Raw genomic sequence first — 10276 nt, forward strand, 5'->3', positions numbered from 1 at the left:
AGGATCGCGCGGATAAGGTGAAGAAAGGGTTTCCAAGAGGTGAGGAAGTGCGCGTCGTGTGCACACCTCAATCCCCGCGCCGTCATTCCGGGGCCGCGCAGCGGAACCCGGAATCCACGACTGGCCGCGACGGTCCGCACAGCGTCGCATCACGGGTGGATTCCGGGTTCTCGCCGTTGGCGAGCCCCGGAATGACGATGGGGGCATGACACGACTATTCTCCGCCCCGCCTCCGCGATCAGGCGCAGCAAAGCCTCCCGGCCCGCTGCGCCCCATCCCGAATCAGCGGCCCGCGAACTGGCGGATGGCGCTGCGGCCGGCGTAGAGCGCCTGGGCGCCCAGGCCCTCCTCAATGCGGATGAGCTGGTTGTACTTGGCCAGTCTGTCCGAGCGGGCGAGCGAGCCGGTCTTGATCTGCCCGCAATTGGTCGCGACCGCGAGGTCGGCGATGGTCGAGTCCTCGGTCTCGCCGGAGCGGTGGGACATCACCGCGGTGTAGCCGGCGCGCTGGGCCATATCGACGGCGGCCAGCGTCTCGGTGAGCGAGCCGATCTGGTTGACCTTGACCAGAATCGAGTTGCCGGTGCCGGTCTCGATGCCGCGCGACAGGCGCTCGACATTCGTCACGAACAGGTCGTCGCCGACGAGTTGGACCCGGCTGCCGATGCGGTCGGTCAGGAGCTTCCAGCCCTCCCAATCGTCTTCCGCCATGCCGTCCTCGATCGAGAGGATCGGGTAGGCTTCCGTCAGCTTGGCGAGGTAGTCCACCTGTTGCTCGATCGAGCGAGTCTGGCCCTCGCCCTCGTAGTGGTAGGCGCCGTTCTTGAAGAACTCGGTCGCGGCGCAGTCGAGCGCCAGCACGATGTCGGCGCCGGGCTTGAAGCCCGCGGCCTGGATTGATTCCATGACGAAGTCGAGCGCGGCTTCCGCCGACGGCAGGTTCGGGGCGAAGCCGCCCTCGTCGCCGACGTTGGTGTTGTGGCCGGCCTTCTTGAGCGCGCTCTTGAGGGTGTGGAAGATCTCCGCGCCCATCCGCACCGCCTCGGACAGCGACGAGGCGCCGACCGGCATCACCATGAATTCCTGGAAGTCGATCGGGTTGTCCGCATGCGCGCCGCCGTTGACGATGTTCATCATCGGCACCGGCAGGACGCGGCCCTGGACGCCGCCGACATAGCGGTAGAGCGGCAGCCCCGCGGTCTCGGCGGCGGCCTTGGCGACCGCGAGCGAGACGCCGAGGATGGCGTTGGCGCCGAGGCGCGCCTTGTTGGGGGTGCCGTCCAGCGCGATCATCGCTTCGTCGACAGCGACCTGATCCTCGGCATCCATGCCGCCGATGGCGTCGAGGATTTCGGTCTGCACCGCCTCGACCGCCTTGAGCACGCCCTTGCCGCTGTAGCGACCCTTGTCGCCGTCGCGCAGCTCCACCGCCTCGTGCGCGCCGGTCGAGGCGCCCGAGGGCACGGCCGCGCGGCCGAAGGAGCCGTCCTCCAGGAGGACATCGACCTCGACGGTGGGGTTGCCGCGGCTGTCGAGAATCTCGCGGGCGGCGATGTTGGTGATCGCGGTCATGGGCGCTCCTTCGGTTGCGTCGCGGCGCGCCGTCCGCACCGGCTCCCGGCCCGACGCAGCGGCGACGCTCTCCGAGGCCGGCTTATCCGCCAACGCAACGGCGCGGGCAAGCGCCCGCAAGCGGTTCGAGCATCGGCCCGAAAGGTGGTTGCCGGCTTTCGGAAAAGCCGATGCGGCACAAGGACCTCGATCGTCGTCTTGGATACGTTATCCAAGACGACGATCGAGGTCGCGCACCAACATCGGTTGCGCCGTCGGCGCCGTTCACAGTTTTTCGAGAGGCCGGCATTCGCCTCCGGTGCTAGGCGGGGCCGGGCGTGCGGGCGTATAGCCCCCGCATGACCAACATCGAAGACCACGCCAAGCAGCTCGGCCGTCAGACGCCGATGCCGGACTCACCGGAAGCCGCGCAGCTCGACCGCGTGCCGAACCCGCATGCCGACACCGACTACCTGGCGCGCTTCACCGCGCCGGAATTCACCTCGCTCTGCCCGGTGACGGGCCAGCCGGACTTCGCCACGCTGGTGATCGACTACGTGCCGGATCGCTGGCTGGTCGAATCGAAGTCGCTCAAGCTCTATCTCGGCGCCTTCCGCAACCACGGCGCCTTCCACGAGGACTGCACCGTCGGCATCGGCCGGCGCCTCGTGGGCCTGCTCGAACCGCGCTGGCTCCGGATCGGCGGCTACTGGTATCCGCGCGGCGGCATCCCGATCGACGTGTTCTGGCAGAGCGGACCGCCGCTACAGAACGTCTGGCTGCCGGAGCAGGGCGTCGCGCCCTATCGCGGCCGCGGCTGATTTTTTTGGGAATCAACGCATAAAAAAAGGGGCGGCCGATGGCTCGGCCGCCCCCTCGATGAACTCGGTCGGCTCAGTAGCCGTCGTAGCCATAGGCCGGACGGCCGTAACCGCCGCGGTAGCCGTAGCCGTAGGCCGGACGACGGTAGCCGTCGCGGTAATAGGCGTCACGGGCAGCGCCCGCCGCGATGGCGCCCGCGGCGAGGCCAGCGATGCCGAGGCCGACCGCAGCACCGGTGCCGATGCCACGACGGCGACCGCCGCCGTAATAGGCGCCACGACCGTAGCCGCCGCCATGGTAGCCGCCGTGATGGTGATGGCCCCAGCCGCGGCCGGGACGCGCGTCGGCCGACGTGGTGGCCGTCAGCGTGCCGACGGACAGCAGGGCGGCGGTGACGAGTGCGAGCTTACGCATGGAATCCCTTCAGGTTTGGCGACGGAATTGACGGTGAGAACGTCCAGCTTGGCCGAAGGTTCCTGAATGTCCCGGGGGCCGATGGCCCGCTCCGCTCCGTCGCGCTCTGCAAATGTTGCGTATGGTTAGCCTGCCCGGCCTGAACCTAACCTGAAACCGTGATTCTCGGATGTCGCTCAAGCCTTGGCGGCGATGCGCTTGGCGAGCCGGTCGAAGGCCATCAACTCTTCGACCAATTGCGGTAATTGCCGCAGCGGTACCATGTTCGGCCCGTCCGAGGGCGCCCGGTCGGGATCGGGATGGGTCTCGATGAACACGCCAGCCACGCCGACCGCCACCGCGGCGCGGGCCAGCACGGCGACGAATTCCCGCTGCCCGCCGGAGGTGGCGCCCTGGCCGCCGGGCTGCTGCACCGAGTGGGTCGCGTCGAACACCACCGGGGCGCCGCCGGTCACCTGCGCCATGATCGGCAGCGCGCGCATGTCGGAGACGAGCGTGTTGTAGCCGAACGAGGCGCCGCGCTCGGTGACGATGACGTTGGGGTTGCCGGCCTCCGTTACCTTGGCGGCGACGTGCTTCATGTCCCAGGGGGCCAGGAACTGCCCCTTCTTGACGTTGACGACGCGGCCCGTCGCGGCGGCGGCGAGCAGCAGGTCGGTCTGGCGGCAGAGGAAGGCCGGGATCTGGAGGATGTCGACGGCTTCCGCGGCGCGGGCGCATTGCCCGGCCTCGTGCACGTCGGTGAGCACCGGAAGCCCCAGGCTCTCGCGCACCTCGGCGAAGACCGGCAGCGCCTCGTCGAGGCCGACGCCGCGGGCGGTCGCGCCCGAGGTGCGGTTCGCCTTGTCGAACGAGGACTTGAACACGAGGCCGATGCCGAGCCGCTCGGCCGTCTCCTTCAGCGCGGCGGCGACTTCGAGGGCGTGGTTGCGCCCCTCCAACTGGCAGGGCCCGGCGATCAGCGCCAGCGGCAGATGGTTGGCGAAGGCGACGGCGCCGGCGCGGACGACGGGGCCGAGAGCATGTTCGGATCGGGTCATGCCCGCGGTCTAGCCCGCGCTCGCGGCGGCGGGAAGGCCGGCCTTGCGGTGCAGGGTTCTGCGACGCAGCCCGCGCCCCGGTCGGTCGGCGGCGACGCGGCAGAGCGTGCCGAGCCCGAACCCGTCCGGCCGGTCGCCCGGATCGCAGCGGATCACCGCGCCGCCGACGCGACCGAGTTGCGGCACACCGGTGAGCAGGCTGTCCTGATGCAATTGCCGGGTCAGCGTCTCGACTGCCTCTTCCGGCGCGCCGGCCAACGCGTGGGCGGCCTCGCCGACCAGCACGAAGTAGGCGCCCAGCGGCTCGCGCCGCTCCGAGCGGAACAGCAGGCGTCGGGGGTTTCGGCAATCGAGGCGGAAGCGCTCGGCGTCGGCGGCGCGGAACACCACGAGCGAACCGGTGCGCCCGACCAGCGAGGCGCCGGTGGCGCGGATCAGCCGGACGGTCAGCCCGTCGCAGGAATCGGCCCGCGCCGGGGTGCTTATGATAAAGGCGGCGAGGCCGACTGCGAGGGCGCGCGCATACATGGTCTCGCTCCTATCACGGCGTGCCCATGGACTCGAAACCGCGCCTCACGCCGCCTCGCCCAGCACCGCGCGGCGCTGGCGGTCGAGTTCGTCGCTGTAGCGCTTGAGCGTGTGGCTTTCGGTCAGGAGGCCGATCACCCGGCGGCTGTCGGCGCGATCGAGCACGGCCAAAGCCTCGCTCTCGGCGGCATCGAACGCTTCCGCCGCCTGCTTGGCGCTCATGTCGGGCAGGAGAAACGCGTCGGCGTAGCGGGCGACGTCGGCCAATCGCGCGCCGGCTTCGGCCGCCGCGAGGGCATGGGCCTCCGGCACCAGAACGATGCCGGCATAGCGCTCGGAGGCGTCGGTCACCACGACCCGCGAGGGCGAGCCGAGGGGATGCGCCCGCAGGAAGCTCGCCATCGGCGTGTCGAGGGGGACGGGCCGGATGTCCCGGCGCATCATGCGGCCCACCGTGAGGCTGCGGATCCAGCCGATGTCGTGGGCGCTGCGGATCGATTCGCCGCGCAGGTGAAACCGCCAGGTGGCGAACGAGTAGCCGAAGGTCTTTCGCACTGTCAGCGACGAGGCGATCACGGCAGCCAGCACCAGGGCGGTGACGGGAAAGCTCCCGGTCATCTCCAGCGCCAGAAAGGTCATGGTGAGCGGCCCGCCGACGATGGCCGCGGCCAACGCGCTCATGCCGACCACCGCGTAGCCCACGGGGGCGAGGCCGAATTCGGAAAAACCCGGCCACGCCATCGGGGCGACCTGCGCGAACAGGCGCCCGACCAGCGCCCCCAGGAACAGGGAGGCGAAGAACAGGCCGCCGCGAAAGCCCGACCCGATCGACACCGCCGAGGCCACGGCCTTGGCGAGGATCAGTCCGGCGAGCCCGCCGGCAGTCAGGGCCATGCCGGGATCGAGATGGAGATGGAGCGCCCCGTGGCCGCCGGAGAGCACCTGCGGCGTGGTGGCGAGCGCCAGCAGGCCGACGCAGAGCCCGCCGAGCGCCGGCCGCAGCAGGGCCGGCAGGCCGGTCGCGCGAAATCTCCGCTCGACGAAGGCGACCCCGCGCATCAGCCCCACGGCGAGCCCGGCGCAGACGAGGCCGAGCAGCAGGCAGGGCAGCGTGTCGGCCGCGCCCAGCGTACCGCCCCGGCTCAGCGCCAGGGCGCCGACATCGATCAGCGCCGGCGTCGAGGCCAGCGAGCGGGCGACGAGGCTGCCGCACAGGGCCGCGACCACCACGGGGGCGAGCGTCGCGATGGTATAAGTGCCGATGACGAGTTCGTAGGCGTAGAACGCGCCCGTCAACGGCGAGCCGAACGCCGCCGCGATGGCCGCGGCCGAGCCGCAGCCGACCAGCGTGCGCAGGTCCGAGCGGCGCATCTCGAAGGCGATGCCGAGCCGCGAGGCGAGGCCGGCGGCCACCTGCGTATAACCGGCCTCCAGCCCGACCGAGGCGCCGCTGCCGTTCGAGACGACGTTCTGCGCCGCGACCTCGGCGGAATCGCGCAGCGACATCCGCCCGCCATGCAGCGCGTTGGCCTCGATCGGATCGATCGCGGCCCGCCGCCGTCTTTTCCATCCGAGGAGAAGGAGCAGCCCCCCAAGCACGAACCCGCCGAGCGCCGGCCCCAGGAACGGCAAGCCGAACACGCCGTCTCCCGGCAACGCCGCGAGCCCGCTCAGCCGCTCACCGGCGGGCAGACGATAAAGAATCTCGCGCAGCAGCTGCGCAGCCCCGCTCATGCCGGCCACCGCGAGGCCGCCGAGGCAGCCGGTCAAAGCGGCGAGCAGCACCAGCGCAACCTCGCTGCCGCGCACCCAGGCCCGCAGCCGCGCCGGCACCGGCACCGGCACGCGCCGGCCCGAACCGGCGGACGGATCGGGCGGGCTCATCGATGAGGGGTGCAAAAGGGGTCGTCCGTCATGCGCCTGCGGTCTAGCATCCACGCGCAGCCGACGCGATCCGGGGAGAACGCCCACAGCCGGCGCAAGAGACGCTTGAAAAGCCGCGAGCCTCGCGATAAGTCCCCCCTCGCGTGCCGCCGTAGCTCAGTTGGTTAGAGCACTAGATTGTGGATCTAGGGGTCCCCCGTTCGAGCCGGGGCGGTGGTACCATCCAATTCGCTCGATGAAGCAAGGGGTTGGCCTTAAGGCCAGCCCCTTCTTCGTTTGCGGATGCCGGCCTCGGCTCCTGCGCGAGGGGCCGGCCGTTACGCCGGCTCGAACAGCGGCACCTGCCGCATCTCCGGCACCAGCACGAGGCCCTTGTCGGTGATCCTTATCTGCGGGATCACCGAGAGCGGGATCAGGTTGAAGCCCATATAAGGAATCGCGCAGCCGGCCTCGGTCCACGCCGCCTTCAGCCGGCGCATGTCGTCCGCGACGACACCGACGCGCTGATCCGACAGCAGCCCGGCGACCGGCAGCCGCACCATCGCGACGACGCGCCCGTCCTCCACCACGCAGACCCCGCCCTGCGCCTCGGCCAAGGCCGCGACGGCGACGCGCATATCGGCTTCGTTCAGCCCGGCGACGATCAGGTTGTGCGAATCGTGCCCGACGCTGCTCGCCACCGCGCCGCGCCGAAGCCCGAAGGCGGAGAGCAGTCCGTGCGCCACCCCGCCGCCGAGCCCGTGCCGCTCGATCACCGCGACGTGGCAGAGGCCGTGCGCGGACAGCGTCTCGGACCAGTCCGCACCGGGCCGCAGCGCGATGCGCTCGTGGACGAGTTCGATGCCGGGCAGGGTCGTGCGGATCGCGTTGACCATGCAGGCGCCTGTCGGCAGCGGCGGCACCAGGGCGGGCAGCGGATCGGGCAGGCGCAATGTGGCGTAGGCCGGGGCCGGATAGCGGTAGGGTCGGGCCAAGGCCGCCTCCAGCCGCGGCGTAGGCTTGCGATCCTCGACCACGAGTTCGCCGCCATACCACGTGGCCTGCGGCACGAGGTCGTCGTCGAGCAGCACCAGATCGGCCCGGCGCCCGCCGCCGAGGCCGCCGATCTCGCCGTCGAGCCCGTAGCGGGTCGCCGGATGCAGCGCGCCCATCGCCCAGGCGGCGGGCTTCGGAATGCCCATCCGCACGGCTTCCCGCACCACCCAGTCGAGGCCGAAGGCGAGCAGGTCGTCGGCGTCGCGGTCGTCGGTGCAGGCGCAGACCCGCTTCCACGCCGCGCCGTAATCCGTGATCGTGCCGATCGCCGCGGGCAGCGAATGCCACGGCGTCGTCGGCGGGCCGCCGCGTAAAAAGATCCAGAGGCCGGCTTCCAGCAGGGCGTCGGCGATGTCGCGGTCGATCGCCTCGTGGGTGTCGGTGACGCCGCTCGCCGCGTAAGGCGCCACGAAGCCGCGCCCGTAGATGTGGCCGGAAACCGGGCGCCCGCGCTCCAGGGCGGCGGCGATGATGGCGTGCGCGCGGGGATCGCCCTCGGCCACCGCCACGAAATCCATCTTCTCCCCGAGCCCGATCGCCTCGGGCCACGCGTCGAACAGGGCCGCGATCTTCTCCGCCGTCAGGTCGCCGCCCGCGGTCTCGATCGCGGGGCTGGTCGCCGGCACGGTGCTCGGCACGGTGAGATAGATATTGAGCGGAGCCGCGCGAGCGTCTTCCAGCATCCAGGTGACGCCGTCGCGGTCGAGCACGTTGCCGATCTCGTGGCTGTCGCAGACGATCGTCGTGGTGCCGTTGATCAACGCGGCCTCGGCATAGGCGCAGGCCGTCACCATGCTGCTCTCGATATGCAGGTGCGGATCGACCAGTCCCGGCGCGATCAGCCCGCCCGCCACGTCGCGCACCGGCGCGTTGCCTTTATACGTGCCTGCGGGCAGCACCGCGGCGATGCGCCCGCCGGCGATGCGGATTTCGCGGTCGGTGAGAATGCGCTCCGAATAGGTCGAGAGCACCCGCGCCCCGGTCAGCACGAGATCGGGCTCGGCCCGGCCGGCCGCCACGTCGGCGAGGCGGCGCGTCATCCGGGCCAGCGGCTCGACGGAGAAGCGGTTCAGCGGCGTCGCGTCGGTCATCGGGTATCCTCTTTGGCCTCGGGTCGGCGCATCCATCATGCCAACGCGTCCGCGCCCGGATAACGCAGGGGATCGCCTGGGCGCCGGTTGTCGTAGACCGGCTCGCCCGCGACCCAGGTCGCCCGCACGGTGCGGTGGTCGCCGAGGATCTGCAGCACGAACAGCAATTCCTCGATGCTCGTGCAGGTGCCGGTGCGGAACCCCAGCAGGGGCGTGGCCGCCAGATCGAGCACGCACAGGTCGGCGTCGTAGCCCGGCGCGATGCGGCCGATGCGGTCGTCGAGATGCAGCGCCTCGGCGCCGCCGAGGGTCGCGAGCCAGAGCGCCTTGGTCCCGTCGAGCTTGGTCCCGCGCAAAGCCGCGACCTTGTAGGCGTCGCCGAGCGTCTTCAGCAGTGAGAGCGTGGTGCCGGCCCCCACATCGGTGCCGAGCCCGACCCGGACCGGGCGCCGCGGATCGAGCGCGTCGAACAGGCGAAACAGGCCGCTGCCCAGAAAACCGTTCGAGGTCGGGCAATGCGCGATCGCCGCGCCGCTGGCGTGGCACGTACAAAAATCCTCTTCCGCGACGTGGATCGCGTGGCCCAGCACCGAGCGCGGCCCGACGAGGCCGGCCTGCGCGTAGACGTCGAGATAGCTCTTCCGCTCCGGGAAGAGCTCGCGCACCCAGGCGATCTCGTCGGTGTTCTCGCACAGATGCGTCTGCAGGAAGAGGCCGTCATGCTCGGTGAGCAGCGTGCCGGCAGCCTCCAGCTGCGCTTGCGTGCAGCTCGGGGCGAAGCGCGGGGTGACGGCGTAATGCTGGCGCCCGCGCCCGTGCCAGCGCTCGATCAGCGCCTTGCTCTCGTCGTAGCCCCGCTGCGCCGTATCGAGCAGGGCCGCCGGGGCGTTGCGGTCCATGAGCACCTTGCCGGCGATCATCCGGGTGTTGAACCGCTCGGACTCGGCGAAGAACGCCTCGACCGAGCCCGGATGGACCGTGCAATAGACCATCGCGGTCGTGGTGCCGGCCCCCAGGATCTCGCGGAAGAACAGCTTGGCGACGCGCTCGGCATGGGCCCGGTCGGCGAACTGCAGCTCGGCCGGAAACGTGTACTTCTCCAGCCATGCCAGCAGCTGCTCGCCGTAGGAGGCGATCATCTGGAGCTGCGGGTAGTGGACGTGGGTGTCGATCAGGCCCGGCAGGATCAGGGCGTCGTCGTAGGTCACCACCTCCGTCCCCGGCGGAATTTTTCCGGCCAGTTCCGAAAAGTCTCCGAAGGCCGCGATGCGCCCGTCCTCGATCAGGATCAGGGCATCCGGGATGTGCTGGAGGCAGCGCTCGGCCAGAAACGGGTTGCCGGTGAGGCTCGCAGCCTGCCCGCGCAGCGCCCGGATCGTTTTGGGACTTTCGCGGTCCATCGCCGTCTCCCTTGCACGCCACCGCGTCGTGCCCTCGCGCAGGCGCGGCGTCACCGCACCTCATGTGGGGAACGGCGCAAGCCCCAGGCCAAGCCGCCGATGGGCGGGCGCGTCCCGCCTCTCCGCTTCCTGAAACCATGCTCCGACCAAGCCCCCTCCCCTCCCCCGCGCGGCGCCAAAGCGGCCCCTGCAACGATCCTGAGCCTCGGAAAACAGGCTGTTGACACGCCGATGAGCCCCCCCTATACGACGGCTCCCGACGCGGCGCCGAGACAAACCGGCCCGCCCGGAAAGACTACCGAAGACGACGGCAAGACGCAGACGGTACAGACCGAAGCAAATTGCCGCTTGACTTCAGTATCGGCACTCGGTTAGACGGGTGCAGCTCTTTGACAAGTAGATATCGAGAAAGAGAAACGCGGGCGGCTTGTTCATGTCCTTGCGGGTTCGGTCGGAAGATCGAGCCGTGAGAGTATGACGCTGGACCGACGTTTCGGAACGCTCACCGGGC

General features: G+C 70.3%; 8 protein-coding genes and 1 tRNA gene. 2 read left to right on the plus strand and 7 right to left on the minus strand.

Features of this window, described 5'->3' with window-relative positions:
- Nucleotides 1-282 precede the first annotated feature (282 nt).
- Entirely contained in the window at nt 283-1572 is a 1290-nt protein-coding gene (eno, locus tag AAHG03_RS18285) for a phosphopyruvate hydratase (protein WP_342152218.1), read from the minus strand.
- 338 nt (nt 1573-1910) lie between these two features.
- Here eno and queF point away from each other — a divergent pair, with 338 nt between their 5' ends.
- A complete protein-coding gene (queF, locus tag AAHG03_RS18290) occupies nt 1911-2372 on the plus strand; it encodes a preQ(1) synthase (protein WP_342152220.1) in 462 nt (153 codons plus the stop codon).
- 73 nt (nt 2373-2445) lie between these two features.
- Here the strand turns inward: queF and AAHG03_RS18295 are convergent, their stop codons facing one another.
- From AAHG03_RS18295 to AAHG03_RS18310, 4 genes are all read right to left on the minus strand, one after another.
- Complete coding sequence (locus tag AAHG03_RS18295; protein ID WP_342152222.1) at nt 2446-2787, minus strand: hypothetical protein; 342 nt, start codon at nt 2785-2787, stop codon at nt 2446-2448.
- 176 nt (nt 2788-2963) lie between these two features.
- A complete protein-coding gene (kdsA, locus tag AAHG03_RS18300; protein ID WP_342152224.1) occupies nt 2964-3827 on the minus strand; it encodes a 3-deoxy-8-phosphooctulonate synthase in 864 nt (287 codons plus the stop codon).
- A 9-nt stretch (nt 3828-3836) separates the two neighbouring features.
- On the minus strand, nt 3837-4355 hold the full coding sequence (locus AAHG03_RS18305; RefSeq protein ID WP_342152226.1) for a hypothetical protein: 519 nt from the start codon (nt 4353-4355) through the stop codon (nt 3837-3839).
- 45 nt (nt 4356-4400) lie between these two features.
- Nucleotides 4401-6239, minus strand: coding sequence for a chloride channel protein (locus AAHG03_RS18310; RefSeq protein WP_342152228.1), 1839 nt, complete (start codon nt 6237-6239; stop codon nt 4401-4403).
- 145 nt (nt 6240-6384) lie between these two features.
- Here AAHG03_RS18310 and AAHG03_RS18315 point away from each other — a divergent pair.
- A tRNA-His gene (locus tag AAHG03_RS18315) sits at nt 6385-6461 on the plus strand.
- Nucleotides 6462-6556: 95 nt separating this feature from the next.
- Here the strand turns inward: AAHG03_RS18315 and AAHG03_RS18320 are convergent.
- The gene (locus AAHG03_RS18320; RefSeq protein WP_342152230.1) at nt 6557-8365 is read right to left on the minus strand and encodes an adenine deaminase C-terminal domain-containing protein; all 1809 of its coding nucleotides are present in this window, start codon (nt 8363-8365) and stop codon (nt 6557-6559) included.
- Between the two features lie 35 nt (nt 8366-8400).
- The gene (gene guaD, locus AAHG03_RS18325) at nt 8401-9765 is read right to left on the minus strand and encodes a guanine deaminase (RefSeq protein ID WP_342152231.1); all 1365 of its coding nucleotides are present in this window, start codon (nt 9763-9765) and stop codon (nt 8401-8403) included.
- Nucleotides 9766-10276 lie beyond the last annotated feature (511 nt).

Source organism: Methylorubrum subtropicum (assembly GCF_038442325.1).
GTDB classification, from domain to species: domain Bacteria; phylum Pseudomonadota; class Alphaproteobacteria; order Rhizobiales; family Beijerinckiaceae; genus Methylobacterium; species Methylobacterium subtropicum.

Coding starts and splice junctions, on each gene's coding strand:
- kdsA (WP_342152224.1), bottom strand. CDS start 3,827: ATGACCCGATCCGAACATGCTCTCGGCCCCGTCGTCCGCGCCGGCGCC.
- AAHG03_RS18310 (WP_342152228.1), bottom strand. CDS start 6,239: ATGAGCCCGCCCGATCCGTCCGCCGGTTCGGGCCGGCGCGTGCCGGTG.
- eno (WP_342152218.1), bottom strand. CDS start 1,572: ATGACCGCGATCACCAACATCGCCGCCCGCGAGATTCTCGACAGCCGC.
- AAHG03_RS18295 (WP_342152222.1), bottom strand. CDS start 2,787: ATGCGTAAGCTCGCACTCGTCACCGCCGCCCTGCTGTCCGTCGGCACG.
- guaD (WP_342152231.1), bottom strand. CDS start 9,765: ATGGACCGCGAAAGTCCCAAAACGATCCGGGCGCTGCGCGGGCAGGCT.
- AAHG03_RS18320 (WP_342152230.1), bottom strand. CDS start 8,365: ATGACCGACGCGACGCCGCTGAACCGCTTCTCCGTCGAGCCGCTGGCC.
- AAHG03_RS18305 (WP_342152226.1), bottom strand. CDS start 4,355: ATGTATGCGCGCGCCCTCGCAGTCGGCCTCGCCGCCTTTATCATAAGC.
- queF (WP_342152220.1), top strand. CDS start 1,911: ATGACCAACATCGAAGACCACGCCAAGCAGCTCGGCCGTCAGACGCCG.